This window comes from Gephyromycinifex aptenodytis (assembly GCF_012277275.1).
Lineage (GTDB): Bacteria > Actinomycetota > Actinomycetes > Actinomycetales > Dermatophilaceae > Gephyromycinifex > Gephyromycinifex aptenodytis.
In genome coordinates this window covers 2380221-2406976 of record NZ_CP051155.1, presented here as the reverse complement: position 1 = coordinate 2406976, position 26756 = coordinate 2380221, and the positions used below count along the sequence as shown (strand labels likewise).

Genomic DNA, 26756 nt, shown 5'->3' with positions numbered 1-26756 from the left:
TCGCTGCGGGCAGATACATCGGTGCGCCTGCGGGACGTTCTTCATCACGGCCTCGACATGCTGGCCGCAACCGACCCAGGTCGTCTTGCTACAGGTCGGGCACCGCACCGCACGGCACATGTTCGTCTCCTGAACGTTCGAGCAAGGGTCCGGACACCCCCGGGGCCATCATCGAGCCAGCAGCAGACCGACACCCAACCCGCCCCACACCGCGAATACGCACGCCACGACGTTGCAGCCGATGTTGAGCACGGCCGCGCCGCGGTGTCGGCCAGCGAGTTCCCAGGTCTGGGCGGCCAAGGTCGAGTAGGTGGTGAAGGAGCCGCAGAAACCCACTCCCCAGATCAAGGTCCCCGTGGTCGCGAACACATGCGCGACGACGCCGAGCAGGAAGGAACCCACCACATTCACCAGGAGCGTGCCCCACGGCAGCTCAGAGCTGGTGTGAGCCGTTACGGCCCGGTCCACGACGAACCTGGCCGGAGCGCCAAGCGCTGCCCCTGCCGCCACGAGCAGCACCGACACGGACGCAATCACGCTGAATCTCCGTTCCGCAACACCAAGCGGACAAGCCCGGAACCGAAAGCGAACGCGGCAACGGTAGCGATCGGGGTCAGCACCAGATAGCTCAGCGCTACCGACACGTATCCCCCCGCCAACAACTGCTGTGCCTCCAGCGCAAACGCCGACACGGTGGTGAATCCGCCCAGGAAACCAGCTCCGATGAAGGGGCGCCACAGGCGATGCGACTGACGGGCGGCCAGGATCCCCAGCAGCACACCCATGGCTGCCGCCCCGAGCACATTGACCATCATCGTGCTCAGCGGGAAGCCGACCGCAAGACCGGGGCGGCTCACCGCCAACCGGAATCGACATACCGCTCCGCACGCCCCACCGAGCGCGATAACCGCTAACAAAACGCACTCATCCCAAGCGCCGGACCGTGATTTCACCCCCGCAGCCTATCCAGGGGCTTTCGGCCGGCGGCAGAGGGAGTACCTACGCCCGCCGACCCTGCAGAGGACACGCCTCTGCGCCTCGAACCCCTTGTCGACCAGCCCAGCCGGCGGACTCTTGCCCCGCCCGAGCGCGGGTGGTCCTGAAAAACGGGGGCAGACGAATACATCAGTCTAGCCAGCACCACGCTACCTCTGTACACTTCTTGTTAACCTTATGTTCACCCAAACGGCGGGGACCCGCATGACGCTCCATACCGAAGACCTCTTTGACCGCATCACCGACGAACTCGCGTACCGCTACGAGGGCACCTTCTCGCGCTCCGAGGTGACCTCTCAGGTCATGCGCTCACGGGCCGAGCTGGAACCGACATCACGGCACCCGGAGTTCCTCCCGGTCCTTGTCGAAAAGCATGCCCGCGATCAGCTGCTCGCTTCGGCCAGTGCTCAGGGACGGCTGGCGAAGGCGACCCCGGAGATCCTCTTCGTGTGCGTGCACAACGAAGGCCGCTCTCAGATGGCCGCTGCCCTGGCGGAGCACCTGAGCGAGGGCCGAGTGCATGTGCGCTCCGCCGGCGCACACCCCACCGGCATCATCAATCCCCTCGTTGTCGAGGCCCTGCGTGAGCGGGGTATCGAACTCGAGCACGCCTATCCCACGGCTTTGAGCGGCGACATCCTCCAGGCATCTGACGTCGTGGTGCGCATGGGCACCACGCTGGACGCCTCCCCGGGCTACCGCAGCCTCGACTGGGACGTGGCCGACCCGCAGCACCAGCCCCTCGATGTGGTTCGTGCCATCCGCGACGACCTGGAGGAGCGAGTGATCGAGCTGCTGCAGGACCTCGACATCCCGGTGCGCGCCACGGCACTCACACCGACGGCACCCCAGGTGGCCGCCCGGCCGGTGCGAGACATGGTGAGCCGCTTCCAGTTGCCCTGGCTCAAGGTCGGATAGCGCTGGACCACTTCGAGAAAGCGGGTGATTCGCAGCAGATGCGAATCCCCGCTTTCTTGCTTGACCGGTTCTGACCGATCATGGAGGACCCCGCCCCTGGAGAAGCAGATGACGTCCCAAGTGTCACCCGCAGACCGCGCCCGACAGATGAGCGTGAGCGCCGCCGAGGTTTTCTGCATCTTCGGAACACTTCTCGGCACCGGCGTGCTCGGCACCCGTGTGCAGGAGTCCTCCGGCGGGGCGCTGGCAGCCGATGCCACCCATATCGCCCCAGCCGGGCCCGCCTTCTCAATCTGGTCGGTGATCTATCTCGGCCTGTTCGCCTACACCGTGTGGCAGTGGCTGCCCTCCCAGGCGAGCCAGCAACGCCATCGTGCGATCGGCTGGCTCGTCGCGGCTTCGATGGTGCTCAACGCTTCGTGGCTACTGGTGACCCAGGTCGGTTGGATAGCAATCAGCGTCGTCGTCATCCTGCTGCTCTTGGCCAGCCTGATCGCATTGATGATGAGACTGCGCGCAATCAGCCCGACCAGCGCCGCCGACCGTGTCGTAACCGATCTGACGTTCGGTCTCTACCTGGGCTGGGTATGCGTCGCCGTCTGCGCCAACATCGCCGCCGCCCTGGCAGCCGGCGGGGTACAGGTCGCGCCACCGTTGGCTGATTGGCTGGCCGTGGCCGTCGTCGCGGTCGCCAGCGCGGTCGGGATCGCACTGGGCCACTGGAGTCGAGGGCGGGTCGCCATCGCCGCCGCGATGGCGTGGGGGCTGGCCTGGATCACGGTGGGACGGATCACGGACGAACCTCAGTCGATGCCGACCGCCATCGCCGCAGGCGTGGGGGCCGTGGCGATCCTGGCCACCACGGCCGCCCGACGTCTGAGCAGCGACGTACGCACCTGAGCTCAGCGCGGTGAGAGCCGAAGCGCCACGCTGGACCCGGCCGGGGTCATCGCCGTCGCCGCGATCTCACCGCGTGCACTCACCCCGGCGGCCGAGGTGATCACCCAGCCGCGCGGCAGACGGGTCGCGTTCGTCAGATCCACCAGTCGGCCCCGTTGCCAGCTCTTGGCCCGACCCCCGGCGGAGCCGACGACCAGCCCCGCGTCGTTGACATCGGTCGGGACCAAGCGGCCCGCTCCCCGCAGCGGCTGCGGCGCACGGGTCGCCGAGAGCCACGCCGGTTGACACGCATCCTTACCCAAGCAGCTGCCGAGGGTGCCGATGATCAACCGACCGTTGGGAGAGATCCCGTGAGCGCTCGCTGCGGCGGCGCCCCGGCGCGCCGTCCGCAGGTAGCGCACACCGTCCGCGGTGACCTGAACCGGCAACGGGAACAAGGTCCGGTCGGCGTAGTACGGGTTGTGCAAGGTGCCGACCGCGACGCCACTTTCAGAGATCCCGGCCATCTCGCAGTTACCGGGCTTGGGCATCAGCAGCACGGTGGAAGTGCCGTCGGCCTCCCAGCGCACCGGCGTTCCGGTCTTGACCGAGGAAGTGCAGCCGACCACCTGGCCACGGCTGTTGATGGCGGCGGCATTCAACCCGTAGTTCCAACCCTCGGCGATGGGCTTCAATTGCGGTCGGCCCGCACGGTTCCACACCGTGATCGCTTCGGCCGGCCCGCCGAAGTAACCGGCGATGAGCCCGTTGGGGGCTACCGCGTTCACCTTCGGTTGGCCGGTGCTCTGCGCCGGTGGCATCGCCAGCCACCGGTTGCGCCGCCCGTCGCCGACGAATGCCGCACCGCGCACCGGATCTGAACCGCTACCGGCATTGCCGACGACCCGCCCGTCGTCGCTGATCCCGACGGCGGCGCTGCCCCGAGCATCGCTGGGGGTGCCGTCAGGAAGGAAGCGCGGCGCCGCCACGCGATAGGTGTACGTCAGGGCGCGAGCGGCCGGTTTGGGCCGAAGCGCGGTGGACTCAGCCAAGGCGGGCGTGGCGGCCGAGCACAGCAGGGCACCGGTAACCAGTGAAGCGGCGATGGATGTGGTGGCGAATCGGGTGGACATGAGAACCTCTCCCCCAGCGCAGAAGGGCAGGCCGAGCGGCCGCCCCGCTCATCGTAAATCTGGTTGTGCCACAACGGTTTCCTACACATCACTGAGTTCTGGCCCCTCGTCGCGGAGGCGAGGTCGGCACGTTTCACGCAGATGACCAGCAGCCGTCAGACGCCGTTCACAACCTGTCGAAGGAGTGTGCATGCCGTTGCGCGACAAACAAGGGGTGACCCTCGACGCACCACCGCAGCGCTCCGGCTCCACCGCCATCCCTGCCCCGAGGCCGCCGAGTTCACGACCACAGGCCTGGAGACGCCGACAACTGTGCTCGGCAATAGCGATCGCCGCGCTGGCAGTGGTGCTAGCCCAGGCAACCACCGATGCGCTGCCGGACCAGCCCGTGTTCTGGCTATTCACCCCGCTACGCCTCGTGGTACTGCTCGGCCTTGCCGCGCTCTTGTGCGCAGACAGGATTCGACCCGTCGTTCTTCCGCCGCGCCCGAGCGCGCTCGGCATCGCAGTCTTGGCCCTGGTCGCTTCCGGGGCCATCGCCGCACTGCGCACCGGGCACGGCTGGGCCTCGTGGCGGGCGCTGCTGACAGCGATAGCCGTCGCCTACCTGGCAACCGGCATTCGACGTATCGCCCCCGCCAGCTGGCTCGCGATCACCCACCTCGCACTGTTCGCTGTGGCCATCGCTGCGACGTCGGCTCTTGCCCAGGTAGCCAACGGCGTTCCCACCGGTTTCTGCCGCGGAGCCCTCGACGGCTCGGCCGATACCTGCCTGGCCGGATCACTCATCAGGGCCACCGGCCCGTTCGCCAACCCCAACCTGTTGGCACCCTTCCTGGTGCTGCTGGTCCCCATTGCCGGCAGCGCCGTCGGCCGGGCCGACGATCTTCACACCCGAACCGTGCTGGCGCTGCCGTTGGTGGCCGCCGCCGCTGCCGTCCTGGTGACCTGGTCGCGCGGCGGGATGTGCGCCGCCATCGCGGCAGCACTGACCTTCGTCGTCGTGGCCCGCCCCTCCCGCCTTCGGCTCTACCTCGGCGGCGGCGCCGTAGTGGCGGCGCTACTGGGGGTGACGGCTCTGCTCAGCCTCGGGTTCTCGGCTGGGGTGCGTACGAGTGTGTGGCGAGCCGCGATGACGCTGGCCGGCGCGCACCCCTGGGGCAGCGGCATGGGGCGTTCCGGCGCGCTGATCGACCACATGGTTCCCGGCGATGAGCGTTTCCGTCACGCCCACAACCTGTGGCTGACCTGGCTCGTCGAAACCGGCTGGCTCGGGCTGAGCGCGACGGTGGCGATCAGCGTCATCCTGATCGCGCGCCTGGTGCGCGCAGCCAAAAGTGGACATGCCTCAGTCCCCGCGCTGGCTGCCGCGCTCACCGGCTTCTTCGTCGCCAGCCTGGTCGATCACCCGGCAAACGCGGAACGGCTTGCCCTCACCCTGGCCGTCGTTGTGGGCCTGGCTGCGGCAGAGAAGCCTGCGGTAGCGACGGCAGCCGCCTCCGCCACCAGCCACAGTCGCCGTTGACGCGTGAAGGCGAGCTTGCGGCCCCGCCAACCGGATGGTTGTGCAGGTCCAGCAAGCTCAACCTTCGCAGGGGCTGGGCAGGTCTGGCCGATACTCAGCGCCGAGGCTGGTGATCGGGCGCCTCGCCCTCGCGTTCCAGTACAGCCTCTTCGTGGAAGACCTCGGCCGTCACGTCCTGGTTCTCGGTGATCGACCCGCGGTGCACCTGTACCCGCTCCGCGGCGACCGTCTCCAGAGTGACGACCGGGCGCTCGGCGTACAGAATGATCTCGATGTCGCCCTCCGGGGAATGGGTGAGATCTGCAGCGCTGGAAACCTCGTCGTGCAGGCGCTCGCCCGTCACCGCCGGCAGTCCCGCCTCCGACGCCGGGGGTGCATCAGCGGTGAGGTCCTCTTCGATGATCTCGAGCTCTTCGCGACGTACCGTGACCACGACCGTGCGCTCTTCGGTGACGACGCGCTTCCGGAACGTCACGCGCCCGGTGGGGATGCGCTCGGTGCGGATGCGCAGCTCTTCTTCGTGGAGCACGATCGAGCCACCCTCGCCGTCGGTCCGGGACCGATCGAATGTGCTCTGCTCATGCGTACGCAGGCCCTCGGAACGTGTTCCGCGGGTGTGGTCGGCATCCTGAGGGTGGTCGAAACCGTCCTGGATCGTCATGCCTATGGCTCCTTCGGGCAGCAAGTGTCTGAGCACAGGCTGACACGGGCTCGCCCATCGTGCGACTCGGGACCGTCAGTCGTGGCGTCCCGACACCTCCCTCGGACCGCGGCGATGCACACATGTGGTGACGAGACAGGTGAGAACCTCCCGGCAGGCAGTTCGCGGCACGGATGCGGGAAGCGCGATGTGAGCCGAGTCATGACATTCGATGCGCACTGCCGGATGCCGGCGCCCGCAGGTGTCGACGGCGCCGAACTACCGGGTGCACAAAGCGAGCTGGCCGGGTAAAAGGAGATATCGACTACTCGGACAAGGAGCTCTCATGGACGACGCACGCGCAACGCTCATCGAGATCATGAAGGACACCCGGATCGCCATGCTGACCCATCAAGATCGGCAGGGGCGTCTGGTTTCGCACCCGATGGCCACCCAAGACGTGGACTTCGACGGAACGGCGTACTTCATCACCGAACGCGACTCCGACAAGGTCGCCGACCTGCAGGCAAATCCGGCCGTCAACGTCGCTTACAGCGGTAAGGGCTCCTGGGTATCCCTGTCCGGTACCGCCCGGATCGTCGACGATGTGGCCAAGCTCACCGAACTGTGGAGCAGCTTCACCGGCGCGTGGATGGACGGTGGGCCGGAAAACCCGAACAACATCCTCATCGTCGTGGAGGCGGACACCGCCGAGTATTGGGACTCCCCGGGCAACAGCAAGGTCACCCAGGTGGCAAACCTCGTCAAATCGCGCGTCTCGGGCGAGCGCGTCGAAGGCGAGAACGAGGTCGTCGACCTCTGAGCAGTTCACCTGACAGCCGATAAGGGCTGAACCCGAGCCGCCCGCGCGGATCGTTCCCGCGCGGGCGACTCACTGGGTTCAGCCCTTACTCGTGCCCGTCGGTTTTCAACCGACCTCGGGGTTTCGCCGAGCGATCTCGGTGGACAGCGCCGTGGCGAAGCCGCACCACAGCGCGTACGGCAGCAGCAGATTGCGATGCGTGCTCGAAGCCTTGCCGGCGCGCCGGGCCAGGTCGGCCGAGCTTGCGGTGAGCGCCGCCGCCCCGGCAGCCGCCACCCACGGGGCACGGGCCCGGAAGAAGAAGACGCTCCAGGCAGCGTTGAGGCCGAGGTTCGTCGCCAACGCACTCCAGTACGCGGTGGCCTCCGCCGACCGGTCGTCGTCTTGGAGCGCCGTGACGGCAGAACCTGAGGTCCCGGCGATGGTGGCGAAAAGCGCCGTCCACACGATCGGGAAGGCTGCAGCTGGGGGCCGCCAGGAAGGGGTGTCCAGCGAGCGGTACCAGGAACTCTTCGGATCTGAGGCGATGGAGCCGATCACCGCGGCAGCGCCGGTGGCGGTCGTGGCGATGAGCAGATTGCGTCGACCCCGGGAGGGCTTGACGGTGCTCAACGCCGTGCGGACGGCATCGTCGAAGCCGGTGAGTCCGCCCTCCGGTTCAGGCACGTACTGAGCGATGTCGTTCTCCTTGCAGACCACCTCATGCACGAGGCTGCTGACCAAGGGGCGCGCCAACCCGGCCGAGATCGGGGTGACCAGACCCACCCAACTGCTGGCCAGACGCGGAGTCAGCACCGGCACCGTGACGATCGGGCGCTTGGGCAGACCGGCGACCTTGGCGTAGCGGTCGATCATCTCGGTATAGCGCAGCACCTCGGGGCCACCGATGTCGAAGGTGCGGTTGACCTCGGCCGGCAGATCGGCCACGCCCACCAGGTAGTGCACGACGTCGGCGATGGCGATGGGTTGGATGCGGTTGCGCAGCCATTTCGGCCCCAACATCGCCGGGAGACGCTCGGTCAGGTGGCGCAGCATCTGGAAGGACGCCGACTCGTCTCCGATGACGATGGCCGCCTGCAGGCAAGCCGCCGGCACCTCAGAGTCCAGGAAGACCTGGCCGACCTCGACCCGCGAGGCCAGGTGCGGGGAGAGTTCTTCGCCGTCGGGGTGCAACCCACCCAGGTAGGCGATCCGCCCCACCTTGGCGCGCGTGGCTGCTTGCGCGAAGCCCTGGGCGAGTTCCTTGTCGCGACGAACGAAGTCGCCCTCGTTGTCCATGGAATGCAGCAGGTAGTAGGCCACATCCACACCGGCGAGCGCCTTGTCGAGGTCTTCGCTGCTCGTGGCGTCGCCTTCGCAGACTTCCACCCGCGTGCGCCATGGAATGTCAGCCAGCTTGTCGGCGGAGCGGGTCAACACCCGCACCTGCCATCCGGCTTCGAGCAGGGGCTCGACGAGTTCCCCGCCGATGTAGCCGGTCACTCCGGTGACCAGAGCCAAGCCGCGCTTTGTCGAAGTGATCCGCTGAGGGGTCTGGGTCGCATTTTCGCTCACCCTCACACTTTCGCAGCACCCCAGAGGTCCCGCAATTGATAGGAAACGGCTTCAGCCGAGGCGATCGAGAATGGCGGGCAGCAGAAAGAGCATGGAGGAGGACCACAGGCAATGCACGAGGATCGGGCCCAAGACGCCGCCGGTGACCCGGCGTTGCAGACCGCACAGCAGCCCGAGCATCGCGGCCGCCAGCACCAGCAGGGGGATCCCGGTGCCTACTGTGGTCAGGGTGTAGACAACGGTGGAGATAACCACCGGCAAGCGCCGTCCGATGGCCGCGAAGAGCGCACCGCGGAAGAACAGTTCCTCGCCAATGCCGTTGACCATGGTGATGGCCCACACCAGTGACAGCGAGCCGACCCGGGCGTAGTCCAGGAGCTCGTCCACCGGCCCCCGCAGGACCGGGATCTGGGCGACGAGGATGGAACCGGCCAGAAAGACCGCGATGATCACCGCGGCAAGCGCGAGGGACTGGATGACCGGCAGACCGATCTCTTTTTCGCGCGTCCAGGCTCGTCCGATATGCAGCGGCCCGGAAAGGAAAGACCCGACGGCCCAGACGGCCGCCAGGGCGAGCGTGGCCCAGTAGAAGCGGTTGTCGCCGGCGGGGATGCTCAGGCTGTACCAAAGCAGCACGGAGCCGACGAGCAACGTCACGGTAGCGACGATTCGGCGCCGCAGGAATTCCTGCGGGGTCTGTTGATGGTCTCGAGGAACGGGCTCGAGTAGAGAGGCGCGCCCGAATGCCACGAGTTCACCGACCGGGTTGATCACCGAATACCGCCCGCGGGGAGAGCAGGCGCCGGGTCGGGTAGGGCGCATCCAACTGCATACATGGCTTCACTTTCCCAGCCCTGCCGGTTGCCTGCAACGCGGAGGCTGACGACGTACTTCTCAATCTTGAACTGCCTCGCGGTGGCGGGCCAAGGCGTCCCGACGCGCCTGCGCGTGATCGACGATCGGAGCGGGGTAGTCGCAGGTGAGGTTGGGAGTTGACGCGCCGGGCTCATGGCAGGCCGCCCCGGCCAGATGCCGCAGTTCGGGCACGTAGCGGCGCACGTACTCCCCGTGCGGGTCGAACTTCTTGCCCTGAGTGGTGGGGTTGAAGATCCGGAAGTAGGGGGCGGCGTCCGTGCCGGTGCCAGCGACCCATTGCCAGTTGTGGTTATTCGAGGCGGGGTCGCCATCGCGCAGGTACTCCATGAAATGGGCGGCGCCGTACTGCCAACGTACGTGCAGATCCTTGACCAGGAAGCTGGCGGCGACCATCCGCACCCGGTTATGCATCCAGCCCTCAGCGCGAAGCTGACGCATACCGGCATCGACGATCGGGAACCCGGTGCGACCCTGCTTCCACGCTTGCAGCGCGGCGGCGGCTTGCGGGTCGCTGTCCGGGTCGTCGTAGACCATCCCTGACATCACCGCGCGCAGGTCCGACCACAACGAATCGGGTCGGTGCCAGAGCACGTCAGCATGGAACTCCCGCCAGGCGAGCTCGTTGCTGAAGACCTGGGCGCCGCGACCGGCAGCCTGCGGCGAGGCTGCCATGTCTGCCAACAGGGTGCGCGGGTGGATCGTGCCGAACTTCAAGTGCATCGATAGCTGCGAAGTGGTGTCCAGGTCTGGACGGTCTCGCTCATCCGCGTAGCGGGGCAGGTCCTCCTCCAGGAATTGCGCCCAGCGGGCCAACGCCGCCGGCTCCCCCGCGGCCGGAAGCTGCACCTCGCAGGCCGGTTCATCCGGGAGAGATTCGGATTCCACGCCGGTGACCCAGCGCAGCCCGGCCGGCCGCAGCGCGGGGCCAGGCCAGCCGTGTTCTCGCCACGCCCGAGCGAAGGGGGTGAAGACCTTGTACGGCTGACCTTGCCCAGTGAGCACGCTCCCGGGGCCGACCGCATAGGGGGTGCCCGTGGCGACCAAAGGCACGTCCAGCGCCTCCCGAACCCGCTCGTCCCGGGCCCGGCCGTAGGGTTCTGACTCAGCGCTGATGTGCACCGAACTGGCGCCCACCTGCGCCACCAGTTCGGGGATGATCTGTTCGGGGTCCCCGGTGCGCAGCACCAGTGCACCGTCGCAGGACTCGTTCAGGGCGCTCAGGGACCGCAGCAGGATGATCGTGCGGACCGCGCCAGCGTTGGCCAACAGAGCGGGATCGAGGCAGAACACCGGCAGCACCGGGCCCTCCTCGTGGGCGCGGACTAACGACGGCAGGTCGTTGAGTCGCAGGTCGCGTCGCAACCACAGCAGGCTCGGCATGGGTGGACCCTAACCTGCACCCGACGCGGCGGTAATCGACGAACCGGGGGTACCGGCCGTGGCCACCCCGGCTACGCAGGCGGCGAAAAGGCCCGGCGCGGTGGCGGCCGCCGGCACGAGAAGCCGACGTACCGGAGCCAACCTGGTCGCCTGCACCAAGGCCGCGGTCGGGAGGCTGCTGCGCAGCGTGATGGCCCGCCAGTGCGCTTCGTAACGCTGCGGCTGATCATGATGGATGGCCTGTACGGCAGCGGCTGCTTGCGCGAAACCGAGGCTCAGCCCCTCACCGGTGATGGCATCGACGTAACCGGCCGCGTCCCCGATGAGCAGCGCCCGGCCCGCCACGCGACGACGGGCGCGCACCCCGAACGGTCCCGCGCCGCGCACCTGCCCCACCGGCTGCAGCTGGCGTAACCGCTCGGCCAGAGCGGGAAATTGCTGCAGGTGTTCCTCGAACGAGCCGCGGCGTGCCGTGAGGAGGGCGAGGCCGATCTGGCCCGGCAGGGGCGTCACGTAGGCCTCTGCGTGTTCGCCCCAATGCACCTCCACATGGTCGGTCCACGGTTCGGTGCGGTAATGCTGGCGCAGGCCGCGCCGGCATCCCCGTCGCGGCATCTCCAACCCGAGCCAGCGACGCTGCGGCGAATGCAGGCCATCGGCGATCAACGCGTATCGGGCCCGCACCGGCTCGGCGTCTTCTTCTGCTCGGGGTGGCACCAACACTTCGGACTCGTCCTGGCGCAGCGCCCCGGCGGCCCATCCGAACCATTCGACGCCGGCGTCGCGGGCCGCGTCGACCAGCGCCGCGTGCAAGGTGGTGCGCCGAACCCCGAGGCCGGGCGGAGACAGCGCCGCTTGCGCGCAGTGCTGCCCGCGCAGGTAGCGGATCCCTCGGATCGGGGATCCGGACGGAAACACTCCCAGCCGGGCCAAGGTCGCCAACCCCGCCGGCATGATCCCTTCACCGCAGGCCTTGTCGATAGGTGGCAGGCGCGGTTCGATGACCGCAACGCTCAACCCGTAGCTACGGGACTGCAGCGCAGCGACAAGCCCGACCGGACCGCCACCGATCACGACGACATCCCATGGCGCGCGCACCCCGTTCACTCCTGGTCTTCGCTCTGGTCGACCTCCAGTGCCGAGGTGTCGACGCGAGCGGCGGGGGCCTGTGCCAGCGCGGCGTTCTCCACCTGAATCCGCCTGCGTAGGAGTGCCGCGTTGCACGTCGAGAACACCAGGGCGGTGATCCAGGCGCCGTGTACCAGCGGCAAGGCAAAACCCTCCAGCACGACGGCAACATAGTTCGGGTGCCGCAGCACGCCGTAGGGTCCGCGTTCGATCAACGGAAGACCCGGCACGACGATGACCCGGGTGTTCCACCGCCTGCCCAGGGTGGCGATGCACCACCAGCGCAGGGCTTGCGCGGCCACGACCAAAACCAGCATGCACCAACCCCACCAGGGGAAGGCGCGCCCCAAGAACCACACCTCGATCAGGGCAGCCAGCAGGAAACCACTGTGCAGCGCAACCATCGCCGGGTAGTGCTGGCGGCCGTACTCCTGACCGCCACGGGCCAGCGCCCAGGCAGCGTTGCGGCGCGAGAGGATCAGTTCGGCAACCCGTTCCAGGCCGACGAGCACGATGAGCACGGTGAACCACGCGGCGCTGTTCATGCCTGCAACAACACCATCTCAAGGCAGAAACCCGGCCCCATCGCGAGCATCATCCCCAACGATTCCGGTTGCGGCGGTCGGGTTCGCAACGTGTCAGCCAGGACATGCAGCACCGAAGCGGAGGACAGGTTGCCGATGGCGGCCAGGGAATCCCAGGTGAGGGCGAGGGCTTCGCGCTCTACCTGAAGGGCGGTCGCCAACGCCTCCAGAACCTTCGGCCCTCCCGGGTGGGCGACCCAGAACGAGATGTCATCTCGGCTCAGGCCGTGCTCGGCCAGGAAGGAGTCGACGTCACCGCGCACCTGCGCTTCGACCAGAGCGGGCACCTCAACCCCCAGGACGATGCGCAGCCCACTGGAGCCCACATCCCAACCCATGGCCCGCTCGGTACCGGGGTACAACCGGCTGCGGGTGGCCAGCACCCGCAGCGTGGGGCTGTTCGAGTCGTCTCGGTAGGCCGCGGAGCCGCCACCATGGTCGGAGCCGGCCAAGACGACCGCCGCGGCGCCGTCACCGAACAGGCCGCTGGCGATGAGGTTGGCGGTCGAGCGGTCATCGCGTTGCACGGTCAGACTGCACATTTCAGCGGCCACCAACACGGCAACGTCCTCGGGGTGACCCAGGAGGTGGTCGTGCAGCCGAGCGATTCCAGCGGCGCCTGCCACGCAACCCAGCCCGACCAGGGGCATCCGTTTGACGTCCAGCCGCAGCCCGGCCTGCGCCGCGATCCGTGCGTCCAGGGAGGGAACAGCCAACCCGGTCACCGTCGCGGAGGCGATGAGGTCGACGTCGGCCGGGCCCAGCCCCGCAGCTTGCAAAGCCTCCAGCAGTGCCTGCGTACCCAGTTCTACGGCAGCTTCGATGAAGGCGTCATTGGTCTCGGTGAACGACCCCAGCTCCCGGTAGCGCTCCAGGGGCAGCACCAGGTGACGTCGGGAGACTCCGGCATTGGCGTGCAGGCGACTCAACAACCGCCGGTCGGCGCCGCTGACGCCGATCACCTCAGCGACCGCGTCCGTGATCTCCTCCTGCGGATAGCTGTGGGCGGGCAAAGCGCCGCGCACTGCCAGGACCGTGCTTGCGCGGGGACGTAGGCTCGCGACGTGCTCCGACATCTGGCTGGTTCGTGCCATCTCGGGCCGACGGTCGCGGTGACGTTGCTCGCCGCTGCGCTGGGCGCCGGTAGCGACCTGAAGCCCGTCCGACTCCTGCTCGTGGCAGCCGCAGTCTTCTTCGGGCAGTTGACGATCGGCTGGGGCAACGACCTTCTCGACCTGCCCCGGGACCGCGCTGCCGGTCGGCGCGACAAGCCGTTGACCGACGGTCGACTCCAGCCCCAGGTGGTCCGCTCGGCCATCGGCGTCGCGGCGCTCGGCCTGCTGTTGTGCTCGGTGCCGCTCGGTTACAGGTCGGCGCTCGTCCATATCGTCCTCGTCGTGGGATCGGGCTGGGCGTACAACCTGTGGCTCAAGCGCACCCTCGCGTCCTTTGTCCCGTACGCAGTCGCGTTCGGGGCACTGCCGGCAGTGATCACCCTAACCAGGAACCCCCCGTTGTGCCCCCCGGAATGGATGGTGCTGACCGGCGCCCTGCTGGGGGTGGGCGCTCACGCGCTCAACGTTCTTCCCGACCTCGACGACGACGCCGCCACCGGGGTTAGGGGGCTACCGCACGCTCTCGGGGAGCGCGGGCTGCGCCTTTTGGCGTCGCTGGCGCTGCTCGGCGGGGTGGTGTGCACGGTCCTGGGCGCGAGACTGCGCAGCGACCTTGCGCTGATTGTGCTGGGCCTTTCTGCGGTGCTGGCCGTTACTACGGTGCGCGCCAGCGGCCGCACCCCGTTCATCGCGGCGGTGGGGATCGCGTTCCTTCTGGTCTGGGTGCTGCTGCTGGGTGCCTGATGCACTGCACTGCTGGAGTTCGGCGCCGGCATCGGTCGACCGTTCGCTCATCCGGGTGCGGCGGCGATCGCAAACGCCCCGCAACACCCGTGTGGTGTGGCGGGGCGGGGCGTTTGGGGTTCGCCTTCGGCCGGCGTTGGCGCCGGTAACTAGGCCACTGCTACAGCCGTGACCCAGGGGCCTTCCTTACAGGTCGCCGGGCGAACCGGGCGCGGACGGGGACCCAAGGACGCCGACGCCGTTCCTCGGCGTCGGCGCTTGCCTGGGCTCCCGTCCGCTGCCCTGGGTCGGTGAGTTACCCCTGGTGCGCTAGTTGGCCATCGCGTGAGCTGACATCCCGGCGGCGACCGGGGTGTGCCTGGCTCGACCCGCGACCGCAGAAGGATGCAGCGCTGCCGTGACCAGTCCGCACTTGCGAGCCCACCGGGCTGCCACCGGATCTGCGAAGGCCGCCACGAGTTCTGGGCTGGCCAGGACCAACGCGGTTGCCAGGTGGATCGCCGCGGAGGAGTCCAGCCGCGGGCATTCTCGGCGTAGGTACGCCGCTTGCTCGATGATCGCCGGGGTCACTTCGAGCAGGACCATGGGTGGGCGCTCGCCGGTGAGTTTTGCGTGGTCGATGAGCAGATGTTGCGAGCTGAGCAGTCGCGTCGCGTGGCTTGTCAGCTCGGCCAGCACCGGGCAGCCTTCTTGCCAGCGGCGCAGGGCGGCGGCGTCGAGGTAACAAATCATCAGAAGACCTGTCCGTTCACTGAGATGGCCAAACCGTCGTCGATGAGGCGGCCGACCAGCGGATCACCGGCCAGCGGGGTGAGCATCGCTACCGGTCGACCACGGTCGGTGATGACAATGGGCTCCCCGTTGGCGGCACGTTCGACATAAGCTGACAAGTGCGCCTTGAAGTCCCGGACTCCTACCTTCTTGCGATCACTCGAGGTTGCTTCCCTCTGGATTGAAAGGGGCACGTTTGTTGTTCCTCTCGCCGATGGCAAACCCGTGACGGGGGACGTCGCGGCGGCCGTTGGATAGGTCCCTGACGCGCCGGATTGCAGCGCCGTCAGTTCTGGCTGGCTTTTCATGACGCCTCGTTGAGCCATTGAGCGCGATCGACGAGGCGGTCGACCGCAGAAATCGCCTCGCGTGGAGTGCGGGCCAGTTCATCGAAGCCGACCCAGACTGCGTAACTGTGGCCGGGGGGAGTCCACAACAGCGTCATTCCCGCCCGGTCTACGGCCGCCGGACACACCCCATCCCCCGGCTTCATAGGCGGTAGGCAGGTGTGCTCGGCAAGGCCGAGGGCATACCGGCACAGGCCGGCGAAGTCGTCGTGGCGTGCCCGGATTGCCTCAACAATCCGCCCGGAGGCGCAGGCGACCGGATCCAGCTTCGCGGCGAACACTTTGTCGACCTCGAGCAGGCGGGATCCGGTGAGGCAAATCAACTCCATGACGTCCCAGACCAGTTCGTAAGTGCGCGCGCCTTCCCACTCATGGAGGGCCCAGGTCAGCAGTTCGGCTGAGGCGACGCCCGGCTGGATGGCGGCAGGCGGGCAAGGGCGCAGCATGCCCATTCCCCGCAGACTTCCCTGCGACATCACGATCCCCGGCAGCGGCGCCATCGCCTCGATCTGAACACCGACCGGGACCACGCTAGGCATCCCCGTCAATTCAGGAGAGCCGCAGTGTCGCGGCGCCGCGATGACGGCGGTTCGCCCGGCGCTGGTACAGGCATGCACGACAGGACCGATCTCCAGATGGTCGAGCGCTGATTCAAGCGACATCGAGCCACCGCCCAGCGCGAGTCGTGCCGCAGCGTCGAGGACGGACTCTCCCGCCGCTGCGCTCAAGGTGGTGCGGGCATTGGTGCCGCGCAGATGATCCTCGATCATGACAACCCCTGTCGTTAGGTAAGGCAACCCTAACTTGATGCGCCGTTCTTGTGAACCCGGGATCACGGACAAACTGCGCAGCGCCACTCTGATGTGGTATCCCAACACTTCGAGACCGCTCGGGGCCCTTGTGGCGCTGGTGAACACGAGGAAATGTTGGCGCCCGCCGACAGCGCACCTAGCGTTGATCCAGTGAGGTACCGACCCCCAGCGCCACTGCGAGTCAACCCCCTGGACACCAGCGACCGGGCCGCGGTGCGCGCCCTGATGGATCTGAAGGCGTACGTCTTTCAGTTCCCTCGGGTGAGCGAGGACGACATCGACGCCACGATCGCCAGGTACACCGAGCCGGGTAATCGGGTCAGCGTCGTGCAGGAGCAACAGCGCCCGGTCGCATCGTTCTACAGTTTCGACACGTCGCTGTCGGTGCCCGGCGGGGCGGCGGTGCCCGCCGACGCGATCAGCGGCGTGGTGGTGCTGCCGACCCATAAGCGGCGCGGGTTGTTGAGCGGGTGGATCCGCGCTGACATCGAGGCAGCGCATGAGCGTGGAGCGGTCGCGTGTGCGCTGTACGCCTCAGAGGCGGGCATCTACGGTCGGTTCGGTTTCGGTATCTCCACTGGGGTGGCCACGGCCACCCTTGATGTGCGGCGCGGCACGTTCCAGCCCGCTGGTACCGGTTCGGTGCACATCGTCACCGGCGCAGAGGCGCTGGAGGTGTTGCCACAGGTAGCCCGGCAGGCGCAACTGGCGAACGCCGGATCGATCGAGCCGCTGGCGGCGGTGTGGCGGGCCGCGACGCAGCAGACTCCCGGACTGCCGCAGGAGGATCGTCAGCGGTGGTTCGCGGTGCACCACGACGAGGCAGGTAACCCTGACGGTGTGCTGGGGTACACGCTGGCCGACCACTGGGAGTCGGGACGCGGCGGTTCGACCGTCACGCTGCACACCCTGTACGCGGCGAGTTCGCTCGCCGAGCGGCAGCTGTGGGCGCACGCGGCCTCGATCGACTTCACCACAACAGTCGTGTGCTCGATGGCCACTGCCGACATCGGCCTGCCGTGGTGGGTGAGTGACCCGCGCGCGGTGACGTTCGGGCCGATCTGGGACGGGGAGTGGACTCGCATCCTCGACGTGCCTGCCGCGTTGTCGGCGCGTCGCTACCCGAACGCGGCAGCGGTGACGGTGCAGGTGCTGGACGACCTCGGGCCCGCTCAAGGCCGGTACCGTCTCGAGGTCGACCCCAGCGGTGTTGGGGTGTGCACCCGCTGCGAGTCGAGTGTGGACGAGCCGGACCTGACCCTTGGGGTCGCGGCGTTGAGTTCGCTGTGGCTGGCCGGCGGCGCCGGGGTGCCGTCCCTGACCACCCTCGTCGACACCGGCCGGGTACACCTACGCGACCCGCACGCACTGCCCGCCCTGGCCGCCTTGTTCAGTTGGCCGACCCCTGCCCGCGCCCTCACCCACTTCTGAGCCGCGCAGGGGCACGGCCGTTGTCTCAGTCGTCCTGCGTGCGCCGGGTCAGGCTCGACAGGAGGCTGGTGTCCAAGGTGCGCAGGAGTTCGCTGGCGACGGCGTAGACCTCGGCGGCGCCAGCGTTGGTCAACGCGGCTTCACTGATGCCGCCGCAGGTCAGGGCCACGCACCGGATACCGGCGCGGGTAGCCGCCTGCACATCCCACACGGTGTCGCCCACCGCCACCGTTCGCTTCGGGTCCAGGCCTGCCGCCTCCATCGCCACCTGCATGATCTCGGGCGCCGGTTTGGCCGTCTCGACATCGCCGGAGGTCGTCACGCCATCCAGGACGTCCTGATCCACCCCGATCGCGGGCAGCATCCAGTCCAGGTCGTCCTTGTCGCCACTGGTTGCGATGACGACGCGAAGACCCGCTTCCCGGCACGCCCGCAGCAGGTCCGCGGCGTGCGGAAACGCCTGCACGTCGTCCCGGAACGGCTGGTAGAAGTCCGAGTGCGCCTGGCTGATCGCCTCGTCCGCAGCTCCGGTGAGGTGCTCCACCAGGTCGCCGCTGGCGATCCCGATGGCGCCGTGCACCGCCTGCATCGTCACGTCATGGTGGCCGTGCGCACGCAGCGCGCGAATCCACGCCACCACATGCAGATAGTTCGTGTCGAGCAAGGTGCCGTCGACATCGAAAATGACGCCGGGGTGCAGTTCGTCAGCCATGACATATCCTCCCGTGCCGCCCGCAGACGGCCCGATAGCGAGCGGGTTCCTCTTCTCCCGTTGCCCGATCCGCCCCCGATGTACGCCCCGGCGGGCGATCGACCGCCGAGGCGCACTGTATGCGATACACCGGGACGGCAGAGCTTCGTGCTGCAAGGGGCTCGCTCAGTGCCGGGCGATGTGCCCGGCGAGGCGAGTGAGCGCTTCATCGATGGCGCTGGTCTCCCCCGCAAAACTCAGCCGGACGAAACGGCTGCCGTCCAGCGGGCTGGGTGAGGCCGCACCCACCGGCGCGAAGTCCACACCGGGCGTGATCGCGACACCGGTCGCGTCGAGCACTTCGGCGCACCACCGGGTGGAGTCGCCGGTCACGTGGGAGATGTCGGCGTAGACATAGAACGCGCCGTCCGGTGGCGCGACCGCGGTGACGCCAAGCTCCGGCAGACGCCGCAGCAGCACCTCACGGTTGCGGGCGTAACGCTGCACATGCGACTCGCACTCGGCCCGGGCTTGCGGGGTGAACGCTGCCAGCGCCGCCGCCTGCGAGATCGCCGGTGCGCACAGGTTGAGGTTGCCCAGCAGCAACTCCACCGGACGCACATACACCTCGGGCAGCACCAGCCAACCCAGTCGCCACCCCGTCATCGAGAAGTACTTACTGAACGAGCCCACCAGCGCCGCCGAGCGGGAGAACTGCCACGCGCACGCAGCCGACCGCTCATAGGTGATGCCGTGATAGATCTCGTCGCTGATGAGCAGCGTCCCGTGCTCCTGGCACCAGGTGGCGATCTGCGCCAGGCGTTCCTCCTCGACCAGGGTGCCGGTGGGGTTGGCCGGGGAGGCCAGGATCAGACCCTTAGGCGTATCCCCCGCAGCTGCGAGCTGATCGAGCATCGCCACGGTGGGGGCGTACCGCTGCTGCGGGCCGCAATCCAGCTCCAGCACCCGCACGCCCAGCGCCGCGAGGGTGTTCCGGTAGGCCGGGTACCCCGGGCGGGCCATCGCGACCACATCCCCCGGGTCGAACGCGGCCAGGAACAACGCCGTGAATCCCCCAGATGAGCCGGTGGTGACGACGACCTGGTCCGGGTCGATGCTCAGGTCGTACCGCTGCCCGTAGTGGTCGGCGATCGCGGCGCGCAACTGCGGGGTACCAACGGCGTCGGTGTAGCCCAACACCTCTGTTTCCAGCGCGGCGGCCGCCGCCGCGCGGACCGCTGCCGGCGCGGGTGTCGAGGGCTGCCCAACGCACAGCGGGATGACGTCGCCGTGGGTCGCAGCCCGCCGACCTGCCGCTTTGAGCACCTCCATGACGTGGAAGGGCTCGACCTGGCCACGCAAGGACAGGGCAGGAAAAGTCATGGCAGTCATCCTCCCCGACTACAGGGCGCTCCGGGAGGATGACTGCCGATCAGATCCGGGCTCAGATCTCCTTGTGCCAGGACTCGGTCACGTAGGAGGTCTCCCAGCCCAGGGAGCGGTACAACTGGTCGGCCTGGGTCGGTGAATCGTCGTCGACCTCGAGCCCGACCCGGTTGTCGCCACGGTTCGCGGCGACGTTGATGATCGTGGCCAGCAGCGCCTTGGCGACGCCGCGACCGCGCGCCTGACGGTGCACCCCGATGTATTCGACGTAGGCGCCGGTTTCCCCTGAAGCGTCCGGGGTCAGCATCGTGGCGACGATGGCACCGCCGGTGATCTTTTTGCCATCGACCTCGACTGAGGCGAGCCACCAGTTGTCCCAGGAGTGACCGGGGTCCTCCTGCAGACGGTGTGCAAACTCGGGGAAGCTCTCCCGGTAGGAGTTGAAGTGGTCGGCGAACGAGGCCTCCAGGACCCAGTGCACTGCCTGGATGTCGGCAGCCACCGGCAGGCCGTTGTTGCGGACCCGAATCCGGCGCACTTCGACACCCTCGCGAACCTTGGGCAAGGTCTCCAGGTCGGTGTCGGTCTCGGTGATGGGCCGGTTCATCTGCAGCCAGCGCCGGGTGGGCGTGTAACCGGATTTATCCAACCAGCGCCGCTGCCGTGGGTCGTCGGCGTAGCTGCCGGAATCGAGCTGTGTGCCCTCCAGGCCGCGCAGCTTCGCAAACCCGATGGCCGCTTGCTCGATCCAATCGAACAGGGCTTGCGCGAGGCCGTCGGCGACCTCCTCCGCCAAGGCGGGATCGACGGTGACATGCACCAGCGTGCGCCCGGCTGCCCGGTCGTGCGCAGCAGCCCAGCCCCGCAGTTCCCCCTCGGGGTCGAAGACGACGATCTGGCGCCGGGTCCACGAACCAGCCTCGGTGACTTCCGAGAGCACGGTAGACACCGAAGGCGTCCCACCGCCCGTGGCAGCCCGCGTCACGGCAGCGCGCAGCATCGCCAGCGGCGCTATATCGCGTTCATCGGGTTCTCGTGCGGTCCACCCGTCAGGTAGTGCGGGTGGGGACATCGTCCAGTCGCTCATACCTCGACGGTAAGGGCGCCAAGACCCAGCGCTTGCATCCTCCCACCTCCGACGGTGGGACATTTCACAGGATTTTCCTCACCGGCGACACCCGAAGACGCAGTCCGCCAAGCCGCATCGTCTCCCTCGGCTGCAATGCTCGAGTAGGGCGTTCTGCGCCGGTCAGCACTATCTGGCGTATCGCCCACCGACCCCGGCAACGGCCTTTCAGGGCTAGCGCCGGCGCTCGTTCGGGCTTGCGCAGGATGATGGGACACCAGCGATCTGGAGGCGAGATGGGACGACGTATTGATCCCGGCGAGGTGTTCCTGCACCTCGCGGTGGTGTTCGCGTTCTTCGGCGCGATCGCTCTTTTAGTGCGCCAAATCATCCCGGGTCTGGTCCTGCTGGCGCTGGCAGCCGGGGTCGGGGCGCTCGCCCGCGCCAACGCCCGGGATTTGCCTGAGCAGCCGGCCACACCCGAGCACCAGGAGTGCAGCGCGCTGACGGGCCCGGTGCAGGACGAACTGCCGGCGTCAACGCGCGCCGCCCCGAACCACACCGCACCGCACCTGCCACCAGCCGTACCGGCACAGGTGGATCGGCCGTGGGCGCCGTGCACCCACCAGATCGACCTCGCCGTCGGCGCCCGCCATCGCCAGGCCCGGCATCGAGGGCTGCAGCGGTCACCGGCGCCGAAGCAGGCGGTGCTCGTCCCCGACCTGTCCCACCCTGATGGACCATCCGTGGCGGTCATCGGCGGCGGTGAATTCATCGGCGATCTGCCCGCGCAGGAAGCTCTGCCCTATCTGGGGGAACTCACCCGGCTGAGCGACCACGGGTGCGCCGTAAGCGTGCCCATCGACCCCGACCTCACGCTCGTCTGGTTGCCGCCTCCGGCGGGTGTGAGCCCCGCCAACCTCGTCCCGCGCGGGGCTGTGGTTCGTCTGCCGCACGGGGAGCCGGTACCGGTGCGGGAGGTCGAGGATCATCGCGACGCCCTGAACGACTACTTGCAGCCTGGGGGTGAAGTCTGGCTCGCCCTGACCCTGCACAACGCCGCTGGGGTCGACGGCGCCCAGGTCGTGCGCGTCGATCTCGACCAGCGCCCACTAGGTGTCCTCAGCGGCAGCGACGCCGAGAGTATGCAGCCGCTGGTCGCCTTCTGCCACGCACGCCAGCTCACCCCGGTAGCCGTGGCCAGTGCCCGCGGTTCCTCGCTGAAGGCCGAGGTGGTCCTGCACTGTGTGCGGGCTCAGGACGCCGACGAACTGTGGCTGCGTTCCCTGGGGCCGCAGCTGCGTTGACCAAGCCGGCGGCAGCGCGCCGCGCGGGCGCTACCCCATCCCGAACATGGGCAGGAAGAACCACCCCAGCAGCATGACCGCCATGATCAGGGCTGCCATCTTCGTGAAGCGCTGTGACATAAGCCTCTCCTTCACCTCAACGGCGCGACTATCGGGCGCCCGCTGCCTGCCTCCGTCAGCGGCGATGCGGCTCTACCGTCCCAACCTACGCACCCGGTACTGCTCCGGGGCGGAGCAGACAAGGCCCAGTGTTACTTCCCGGCCCGACGCTGCTGGCCTACCCGGCAGGAAGGCAACGTCTCGAAGCGGTAGCCCTGCGCGGCCAGCCGCGGCAGGGCTTCGGCCAGCGCCTGCACGGTTTGCGCGCGCGGCCCGCCCCCGTCATGCATGAGAACGACGCTTCCCGGCCGAGTCGAGCTCATGGTCTCGGTGAGGATGGCCGCGGCGCCGGGGCGACGCCAGTCCATCGTGTCGACGTTCCACAGCACGACCCGCTTACCCTCGGTGCGCGCGATCGAGGCGACCGTGCTGTTGGTGGCGCCGCCGGGTGGACGCATGCATGTCGTACGCCCGATGAGCGCGTCTGTTCGGCGCAGTTCTCGGCGGATCTGTTCGCTGGGCAGAGTCGTCAACGCAGGGTGGGAGTAGGTGTGGCTGCCAACGGCGTGCCCGGCGGCTCGAACCCGACGCACCAGTGCCGCCTTCCCAGTGCCCTGCGCCTGGTCACCGACCATGAAGAACGTCGCCTTGGCGTCGTGCTTCTTCAGCAACGCCAACACCTTGGGGGTGGTGACGCGGTTGGGTCCGTCGTCAAAGGTCAAGTAGACGACCTTGTTGCTGGTACGGGAGCGGGTGGGCGACGAGGAACTACGTCGAGTCGGCGCGGCAGTGGCACCAGCTTTGGCGCGCGGGACCGTCCTGGTTCGCGGTCGTTGCGCGCCCGCCCGGGACGGCTTCGCGACAGCCGACAGCGTCGCGGCGCTCTTCGGCTTCGCCCCCGCCTGAGCCGTACTCCGCCGTGCCGGTTTCCTCTCCGGCGCTGATGTGGGGGTGGCCGCCACGGGACCTCTCGGGCGAACCGGCGCGGCCTCGGCATTTCCGGCCACAACCGGGACGAAGACGACCAGAGCCAAGGCTCCCGCAGCCAGAACACTGCGCGGGCCACGTAGGGCAGACATGAACGATCCCCTCACCAGGTGCGACAGGGCGGTGGCAGCCGCCCCGGCAGGCCCGTCGCGCGGCCTGCCGTCCTACCCAACCACGTCAGCACTCCGCGCAACCCTTGGGCAGCGCTATGACTACCGCCACCCCGAGCTGCGCGTGCGTTGGGGCGGGAACCGGCGCATGGCCGCCCACGCCTCTCCGGAACGACGTCTTCGCCACGGGCGGCACAGACCTGTATTCAGCGCAGGGGCACCGCGGCCACCGACCCGCCGAATCGATTCGGCAGCGCGCGCATCCGGTGGCTGGAGACGGCTGCGCTGCCGGACACGATGACCTTCGAGCGCTCAACGACCGTCGGGCGCTCACCACGTCGGCAGAACCACGCCGCGGAGCCGCTCCCATCACGGCCGGCGCCCGACCGTTGCGGATCGTAGGACGATGGGTACATGAGCACTGCGGCAAGAAAGTGGCCGGCGCGGGTCTACCGCGACGGCAACGAGCCCGACCCACGATTCTCCCTGGCCAACGAGCGCACGTTCCTGGCTTGGATTCGTACCTCCCTGGCGCTCCTGGTGGCCGCCGCAGCCCTCGATGTCGTGCCGTTGTCGCTGCCGGAGGTGGTGCAACAGATCGCTGCCGTGGGACTGGCCCTGTCCGGGGCCGCCGCAGCCGCACAAGCCTGGTTCGGTTGGGCACGCACCGAACGCGCCTTACGCCACGGCGGGCCGCTGCCCAGCAACCCGATGACGTTGCCGCTGGTGGCAGTGCTCATGGCGATCGCGGTGGTGCTGCTGCTGGCCGCGCTCGGCGTCGGCGGATGAAACCGCGCACCCGTGGCCCTGTCGATGACGGCCTGCAGCAAGAACGGACCATCCTGGCCTGGGACCGCACCGGCCTGGCGTTGATCGCCGCCGCAGTCGGCGTCGGGCGGCACGCCCTGGGTCAGTTGGGCGCGCTCATCATCGTCCCGTGCGCGATCGTGGCCACCTGCGGAATGTGGATCGTGCTGGTCTCGTGGCGCCAGCAACGCCTCGCCAGCGATTCCGCCGTCGACCCCGGTTTCTTCGTGGTCCGCGACGGGCGGCTTTTCGCCGGAGTCGCTGCCCTGATGGGGCTGCTGTGCCTCTTCGAGGCCGTTGCGGCGGTGGCTGAAATGCTCACCCATCACGGCTGAACCCACCGGCGTGGCTGCGGCGAGTCAGGGACCGCGGAATCAACCGAATGGTGGAGGTGCGGCGGTGGGAAACGCCTGCCCAGATTCCTAACGTTGTGAGCAAGCCTGAACGAAGGAGTCGAGACATGCTCACCACGTTGTACCGAAGTGCCGTCGCCTGGACCGGGATCGGTCTTGCCGGAGGACTCGCCTACCGAGAGATCACCCGCAGCCACGCCTTCACCGGCACCACCCAGCTCGCGCTCGTGCACACCCACGCGCTGGCCCTGGGAACCACGATCATGCTCGTCCTACTCGCCCTGGCTGCCGCCTTCGACCTCGGGCAGGATCGCCGGTTCGGCTGGGGCGTGCACACCTGGAACCTCGGGTTGGCGCTGACGACAACGATGCTGGCCGTCAAGGGCACCCTGCAGATCCTCAACCCAGCCGCTGCTGACTCTGCTGCGTTCGCCGGCATCGCCGGGCTGGGCCACATCGCGCTCACTGCAGCGTTCATCCTGCTCCTGCTCAGCGTCGGCACCCAGGTCCGCGCGCGCAGCGCGGCCACCGGCGCGGCCCTGTCTGCACAACCGACAGGAGCCCTGGCATGAGCACGGCCCAACACTCAGCTCCTACCCTCACCGGACGCTCTCGGTGGATCGCCCTCGGTGTCCTTGCCGCAGCTCTGGCGATGATCATCCTCGACGGTTCCATCGTCGGGATCGCGCTGCCGCGCATCATCACCGACCTGAACCTGGACCTGACCGACGCGCAGTGGGTGAACAGCCTCTACTCGATGATCTTCGCCGCGCTGCTGCTCAGCTTCGGCTCCCTGGGCGATCACCGTGGCCGCCGTAACGTCCTGGTCGTCGGGGTGCTCCTCTTCACCGGCGCCAGCGTCGCCGCTGCGCTGGCAACCGGCGCAGGCTCCCTCATCGCCGCACGCGCCGTGCAAGGCATCGGCGGGGCGATGGTTCTGCCCGCGACCTTGTCCACGGTCAACGCCACCTTCCGTGGCCGCGACCGGGCCGTCGCCTTCGGCATCTGGGGTGCGGTCATGTCCGGCGCCGCCGCCGTCGGCCCACTGCTCGGCGGCTGGCTGACGACATCGTGGAGCTGGCGCTGGATCTTCTGGGTGAACCTGCCGATCGGCCTGGCCGTCATCACCGGCGCGCTGTTGGTCGTCCCGAACACCCACGGCGCCAAGAGCGGACCCGGCATCGACGTCGACGGGCTGCTGACCAGCAGCATCGGCCTCGGCTTGCTCGTCTTCGGCCTCATCGAAGGCACCAGCCTGGGCTGGTGGACCCCGCGCACGGAGTTCTCCCTGTTCGGCATCACCTGGCCCAGCAACGCACCGGTCTCGGTAGTGCCGGTCGCCATCGGGCTCGGTCTGGCGTTCATCGTTCTGTTCTGGCTGTGGGAGCGCCACCGCGCCGGCAACGGCCGTGCGGCGCTGTTGGACCTGCGGCTGTGGAGCATCCCCACCTTCACCTGGGGCAACCTGGCCGCGACAATGGTCGCCGCCGGTGAGTTCGCCCTCGTGTTCATCCTGCCGCTTTACCTGGTCAACGCGGCAGGTCTGAGCGTCATGGGTGCCGGTTTCGTTCTCGCCACGATGGCGCTCGGGGCGTTCATCTCCGGCGCCAGCGCCCGTCACCTCGCTGAACGCACCACCCCGACCCGGGTGGTCATCCTCGGTCTGGGCCTGGAAGTGGTCGGGGTCATCGCGGCCCTGTTCGCGATGGGCCCGCACCGTCCGGCGTGGATCATCGCGGCGGTGCTGGCGGTGTACGGAATCGGCCTGGGTCTGGCCTCGGCACAGCTCACCTCGACGGTGCTGCGTGACGTTCCCCCGGCCCAGTCAGGTGCAGGTTCTGCCACCCAGAGCACCTTCCGGCAGGTCGGCGCCGCCCTCGGAGCGGCGAGCGCCGGAACCTGCCTGGCGATCGCTCTCGACGGTTTGCTCCCCGGCCGGCTGAGCGCCATTGCGGGCCTGCCCGCCACAGCCGCCGCCCATCTGGCCACCGCCACCCGCGACAGCGCCGGCGGCATCATCGAGGGCATTCGGGCCTCCGGGGTGAGCGGCGAATTCGGTAACCTCGGCCCGGCCGTGGCCGACGTGCTGGCGACAACCTTCACCGATGCAGCCCGGGTCTCTCTTCTTACCGCCGGTGTCTTCCTGGCGCTCGGCTTGATCGGGGCGTTGCGCGTGGACCGGGTCGCCCGCACCAACGCCGACGCAGCGGCGCAGGCCACTGCTGCCGGCGCTTCATCGTCCTCGGCCGTGTCAGCCCCGGCGCAAGGATGATTCCCGCAGAATCACTCGCAAC

At 68.4% G+C, this 26756-nt stretch carries 28 protein-coding genes; 11 read left to right on the top strand and 17 right to left on the bottom strand.

Going from position 1 to position 26756, the window contains the following annotated elements; translation table 11 throughout:
* Window positions 1–168: 168 nt before the first annotated feature.
* Window positions 169–537, bottom strand: coding sequence for a fluoride efflux transporter FluC (locus G9V96_RS10330; RefSeq protein WP_210424383.1), 369 nt, complete (start codon window positions 535–537; stop codon window positions 169–171).
* Window positions 534–953, bottom strand: a complete 420-nt coding sequence (locus G9V96_RS10325) for a FluC/FEX family fluoride channel (RefSeq protein WP_168582948.1) — start codon at window positions 951–953, stop codon at window positions 534–536. Before G9V96_RS10325 ends, G9V96_RS10330 begins: the two co-directional genes overlap by 4 nt.
* 247 nt (window positions 954–1200) lie before the next feature.
* On the opposite strand from G9V96_RS10325, the gene G9V96_RS10320 reads away from it, so the two are divergent.
* Both G9V96_RS10320 and G9V96_RS10315 read left to right on the top strand, forming a co-directional pair.
* Complete coding sequence (locus G9V96_RS10320; RefSeq protein ID WP_168582947.1) at window positions 1201–1914, top strand: arsenate-mycothiol transferase ArsC; 714 nt, start codon at window positions 1201–1203, stop codon at window positions 1912–1914.
* 108 nt (window positions 1915–2022) lie between these two features.
* Window positions 2023–2814 carry a tryptophan-rich sensory protein gene (locus tag G9V96_RS10315; RefSeq protein ID WP_168582946.1) on the top strand — a complete coding sequence of 264 codons (792 nt, stop codon included), beginning with the start codon at window positions 2023–2025 and terminating at the stop codon, window positions 2812–2814.
* Window positions 2815–2816: 2 nt separating this feature from the next.
* On the opposite strand, the gene G9V96_RS10310 is transcribed toward G9V96_RS10315, so the two are convergent.
* Window positions 2817–3926: a hypothetical protein gene (locus tag G9V96_RS10310; protein WP_168582945.1), complete on the bottom strand. Its 1110-nt coding sequence runs from the start codon at window positions 3924–3926 to the stop codon at window positions 2817–2819.
* Window positions 3927–4116: 190 nt separating this feature from the next.
* On the opposite strand from G9V96_RS10310, the gene G9V96_RS10305 reads away from it, so the two are divergent.
* Window positions 4117–5451 (top strand): O-antigen ligase family protein, encoded by a 1335-nt coding sequence (locus G9V96_RS10305; protein WP_168582944.1) that lies wholly within the window; start codon window positions 4117–4119, stop codon window positions 5449–5451.
* Window positions 5452–5545: 94 nt separating this feature from the next.
* Here G9V96_RS10305 and G9V96_RS10300 read toward each other — a convergent pair whose 3' ends face one another.
* A complete protein-coding gene (locus G9V96_RS10300; protein WP_168582943.1) occupies window positions 5546–6112 on the bottom strand; it encodes a DUF2382 domain-containing protein in 567 nt (188 codons plus the stop codon).
* A 325-nt stretch (window positions 6113–6437) separates the two neighbouring features.
* On the opposite strand from G9V96_RS10300, the gene G9V96_RS10295 reads away from it, so the two are divergent.
* Entirely contained in the window at window positions 6438–6914 is a 477-nt protein-coding gene (locus G9V96_RS10295; RefSeq protein WP_168582942.1) for a pyridoxamine 5'-phosphate oxidase family protein, read from the top strand.
* 105 nt (window positions 6915–7019) lie between these two features.
* On the opposite strand, the gene G9V96_RS10290 is transcribed toward G9V96_RS10295, so the two are convergent.
* The 6 genes from G9V96_RS10290 to G9V96_RS10265 form a co-directional block, all read right to left on the bottom strand.
* Window positions 7020–8468: a tryptophan-rich sensory protein gene (locus G9V96_RS10290; protein WP_210424382.1), complete on the bottom strand. Its 1449-nt coding sequence runs from the start codon at window positions 8466–8468 to the stop codon at window positions 7020–7022.
* A 51-nt stretch (window positions 8469–8519) separates the two neighbouring features.
* Window positions 8520–9290, bottom strand: a complete 771-nt coding sequence (locus tag G9V96_RS10285; protein WP_226913269.1) for a CPBP family intramembrane glutamic endopeptidase — start codon at window positions 9288–9290, stop codon at window positions 8520–8522.
* A gap of 72 nt (window positions 9291–9362) precedes the next feature.
* Window positions 9363–10724: a cryptochrome/photolyase family protein gene (locus tag G9V96_RS10280; protein WP_168582941.1), complete on the bottom strand. Its 1362-nt coding sequence runs from the start codon at window positions 10722–10724 to the stop codon at window positions 9363–9365.
* A 9-nt stretch (window positions 10725–10733) separates the two neighbouring features.
* Entirely contained in the window at window positions 10734–11822 is a 1089-nt protein-coding gene (locus G9V96_RS10275) for an NAD(P)/FAD-dependent oxidoreductase (protein WP_210424381.1), read from the bottom strand.
* Window positions 11823–11827: 5 nt separating this feature from the next.
* A complete protein-coding gene (locus G9V96_RS10270; RefSeq protein ID WP_168582940.1) occupies window positions 11828–12397 on the bottom strand; it encodes an isoprenylcysteine carboxyl methyltransferase family protein in 570 nt (189 codons plus the stop codon).
* Entirely contained in the window at window positions 12394–13512 is a 1119-nt protein-coding gene (locus tag G9V96_RS10265) for a type III polyketide synthase (RefSeq protein ID WP_210424380.1), read from the bottom strand. The genes G9V96_RS10270 and G9V96_RS10265 overlap by 4 nt, the downstream gene beginning before the upstream one ends.
* On the opposite strand from G9V96_RS10265, the gene G9V96_RS10260 reads away from it, so the two are divergent.
* Window positions 13501–14295: a UbiA family prenyltransferase gene (locus G9V96_RS10260; RefSeq protein WP_168582938.1), complete on the top strand. Its 795-nt coding sequence runs from the start codon at window positions 13501–13503 to the stop codon at window positions 14293–14295. The genes G9V96_RS10265 and G9V96_RS10260 overlap by 12 nt on opposite strands.
* A gap of 309 nt (window positions 14296–14604) precedes the next feature.
* On the opposite strand, the gene G9V96_RS10255 is transcribed toward G9V96_RS10260, so the two are convergent.
* The 3 genes from G9V96_RS10255 to G9V96_RS10245 form a co-directional block, all read right to left on the bottom strand.
* On the bottom strand, window positions 14605–15027 hold the full coding sequence (locus G9V96_RS10255; protein ID WP_168582937.1) for a hypothetical protein: 423 nt from the start codon (window positions 15025–15027) through the stop codon (window positions 14605–14607).
* Entirely contained in the window at window positions 15027–15260 is a 234-nt protein-coding gene (locus G9V96_RS10250; RefSeq protein ID WP_168582936.1) for a type II toxin-antitoxin system Phd/YefM family antitoxin, read from the bottom strand. Before G9V96_RS10250 ends, G9V96_RS10255 begins: the two co-directional genes overlap by 1 nt.
* 110 nt (window positions 15261–15370) lie before the next feature.
* Window positions 15371–16183: a hypothetical protein gene (locus G9V96_RS10245; protein WP_168582935.1), complete on the bottom strand. Its 813-nt coding sequence runs from the start codon at window positions 16181–16183 to the stop codon at window positions 15371–15373.
* Between the two features lie 192 nt (window positions 16184–16375).
* On the opposite strand from G9V96_RS10245, the gene G9V96_RS10240 reads away from it, so the two are divergent.
* Window positions 16376–17656, top strand: coding sequence for a GNAT family N-acetyltransferase (locus G9V96_RS10240; protein WP_168582934.1), 1281 nt, complete (start codon window positions 16376–16378; stop codon window positions 17654–17656).
* A gap of 25 nt (window positions 17657–17681) precedes the next feature.
* Here the strand turns inward: G9V96_RS10240 and G9V96_RS10235 are convergent, their stop codons facing one another.
* From G9V96_RS10235 to G9V96_RS10225, 3 genes are all read right to left on the bottom strand, one after another.
* Complete coding sequence (locus G9V96_RS10235) at window positions 17682–18368, bottom strand: HAD family hydrolase (RefSeq protein ID WP_168582933.1); 687 nt, start codon at window positions 18366–18368, stop codon at window positions 17682–17684.
* 165 nt (window positions 18369–18533) lie between these two features.
* The gene (locus G9V96_RS10230; protein ID WP_210424379.1) at window positions 18534–19739 is read right to left on the bottom strand and encodes a pyridoxal phosphate-dependent aminotransferase; all 1206 of its coding nucleotides are present in this window, start codon (window positions 19737–19739) and stop codon (window positions 18534–18536) included.
* Between the two features lie 52 nt (window positions 19740–19791).
* The gene (locus tag G9V96_RS10225; protein ID WP_226913268.1) at window positions 19792–20820 is read right to left on the bottom strand and encodes a GNAT family N-acetyltransferase; all 1029 of its coding nucleotides are present in this window, start codon (window positions 20818–20820) and stop codon (window positions 19792–19794) included.
* 275 nt (window positions 20821–21095) lie between these two features.
* On the opposite strand from G9V96_RS10225, the gene G9V96_RS10220 reads away from it, so the two are divergent.
* Entirely contained in the window at window positions 21096–22106 is a 1011-nt protein-coding gene (locus tag G9V96_RS10220; protein ID WP_168582931.1) for a hypothetical protein, read from the top strand.
* 251 nt (window positions 22107–22357) lie between these two features.
* Here G9V96_RS10220 and G9V96_RS10215 read toward each other — a convergent pair whose 3' ends face one another.
* Window positions 22358–23284, bottom strand: coding sequence for a polysaccharide deacetylase family protein (locus G9V96_RS10215; RefSeq protein ID WP_168582930.1), 927 nt, complete (start codon window positions 23282–23284; stop codon window positions 22358–22360).
* Window positions 23285–23716: 432 nt separating this feature from the next.
* On the opposite strand from G9V96_RS10215, the gene G9V96_RS10210 reads away from it, so the two are divergent.
* The 4 genes from G9V96_RS10210 to G9V96_RS10195 all read left to right on the top strand — a co-directional run bounded on the left by G9V96_RS10210 (window position 23717) and on the right by G9V96_RS10195 (window position 26734).
* A complete protein-coding gene (locus tag G9V96_RS10210; protein WP_168582929.1) occupies window positions 23717–24091 on the top strand; it encodes a YidH family protein in 375 nt (124 codons plus the stop codon).
* The gene (locus G9V96_RS10205; protein WP_168582928.1) at window positions 24088–24444 is read left to right on the top strand and encodes a DUF202 domain-containing protein; all 357 of its coding nucleotides are present in this window, start codon (window positions 24088–24090) and stop codon (window positions 24442–24444) included. The genes G9V96_RS10210 and G9V96_RS10205 overlap by 4 nt, the downstream gene beginning before the upstream one ends.
* A 125-nt stretch (window positions 24445–24569) precedes the next feature.
* The gene (locus G9V96_RS10200) at window positions 24570–25034 is read left to right on the top strand and encodes a DUF2871 family protein (RefSeq protein WP_168582927.1); all 465 of its coding nucleotides are present in this window, start codon (window positions 24570–24572) and stop codon (window positions 25032–25034) included.
* Window positions 25031–26734: an MFS transporter gene (locus tag G9V96_RS10195; protein ID WP_168582926.1), complete on the top strand. Its 1704-nt coding sequence runs from the start codon at window positions 25031–25033 to the stop codon at window positions 26732–26734. The genes G9V96_RS10200 and G9V96_RS10195 overlap by 4 nt, the downstream gene beginning before the upstream one ends.
* Window positions 26735–26756: the final 22 nt, after the last annotated feature.

Excerpts from the sequence above, each read along its gene's own strand:
- G9V96_RS10320 (WP_168582947.1), top strand. The coding sequence starts at position 1,201 with ATGACGCTCCATACCGAAGACCTCTTTGACCGCATCACCGACGAACTC.
- G9V96_RS10315 (WP_168582946.1), top strand. The coding sequence starts at position 2,023 with ATGACGTCCCAAGTGTCACCCGCAGACCGCGCCCGACAGATGAGCGTG.
- G9V96_RS10310 (WP_168582945.1), bottom strand. The coding sequence starts at position 3,926 with ATGTCCACCCGATTCGCCACCACATCCATCGCCGCTTCACTGGTTACC.
- G9V96_RS10305 (WP_168582944.1), top strand. The coding sequence starts at position 4,117 with ATGCCGTTGCGCGACAAACAAGGGGTGACCCTCGACGCACCACCGCAG.
- G9V96_RS10300 (WP_168582943.1), bottom strand. The coding sequence starts at position 6,112 with ATGACGATCCAGGACGGTTTCGACCACCCTCAGGATGCCGACCACACC.
- G9V96_RS10295 (WP_168582942.1), top strand. The coding sequence starts at position 6,438 with ATGGACGACGCACGCGCAACGCTCATCGAGATCATGAAGGACACCCGG.
- G9V96_RS10285 (WP_226913269.1), bottom strand. The coding sequence starts at position 9,290 with ATGCGCCCTACCCGACCCGGCGCCTGCTCTCCCCGCGGGCGGTATTCG.
- G9V96_RS10280 (WP_168582941.1), bottom strand. The coding sequence starts at position 10,724 with ATGCCGAGCCTGCTGTGGTTGCGACGCGACCTGCGACTCAACGACCTG.
- G9V96_RS10270 (WP_168582940.1), bottom strand. The coding sequence starts at position 12,397 with ATGAACAGCGCCGCGTGGTTCACCGTGCTCATCGTGCTCGTCGGCCTG.
- G9V96_RS10265 (WP_210424380.1), bottom strand. The coding sequence starts at position 13,512 with ATGTCGGAGCACGTCGCGAGCCTACGTCCCCGCGCAAGCACGGTCCTG.
- G9V96_RS10255 (WP_168582937.1), bottom strand. The coding sequence starts at position 15,027 with ATGATTTGTTACCTCGACGCCGCCGCCCTGCGCCGCTGGCAAGAAGGC.
- G9V96_RS10245 (WP_168582935.1), bottom strand. The coding sequence starts at position 16,183 with ATGATCGAGGATCATCTGCGCGGCACCAATGCCCGCACCACCTTGAGC.
- G9V96_RS10235 (WP_168582933.1), bottom strand. The coding sequence starts at position 18,368 with ATGGCTGACGAACTGCACCCCGGCGTCATTTTCGATGTCGACGGCACC.
- G9V96_RS10230 (WP_210424379.1), bottom strand. The coding sequence starts at position 19,739 with ATGACTGCCATGACTTTTCCTGCCCTGTCCTTGCGTGGCCAGGTCGAG.
- G9V96_RS10225 (WP_226913268.1), bottom strand. The coding sequence starts at position 20,820 with ATGAGCGACTGGACGATGTCCCCACCCGCACTACCTGACGGGTGGACC.
- G9V96_RS10220 (WP_168582931.1), top strand. The coding sequence starts at position 21,096 with ATGGGACGACGTATTGATCCCGGCGAGGTGTTCCTGCACCTCGCGGTG.
- G9V96_RS10215 (WP_168582930.1), bottom strand. The coding sequence starts at position 23,284 with ATGTCTGCCCTACGTGGCCCGCGCAGTGTTCTGGCTGCGGGAGCCTTG.
- G9V96_RS10210 (WP_168582929.1), top strand. The coding sequence starts at position 23,717 with ATGAGCACTGCGGCAAGAAAGTGGCCGGCGCGGGTCTACCGCGACGGC.
- G9V96_RS10205 (WP_168582928.1), top strand. The coding sequence starts at position 24,088 with ATGAAACCGCGCACCCGTGGCCCTGTCGATGACGGCCTGCAGCAAGAA.
- G9V96_RS10200 (WP_168582927.1), top strand. The coding sequence starts at position 24,570 with ATGCTCACCACGTTGTACCGAAGTGCCGTCGCCTGGACCGGGATCGGT.
- G9V96_RS10195 (WP_168582926.1), top strand. The coding sequence starts at position 25,031 with ATGAGCACGGCCCAACACTCAGCTCCTACCCTCACCGGACGCTCTCGG.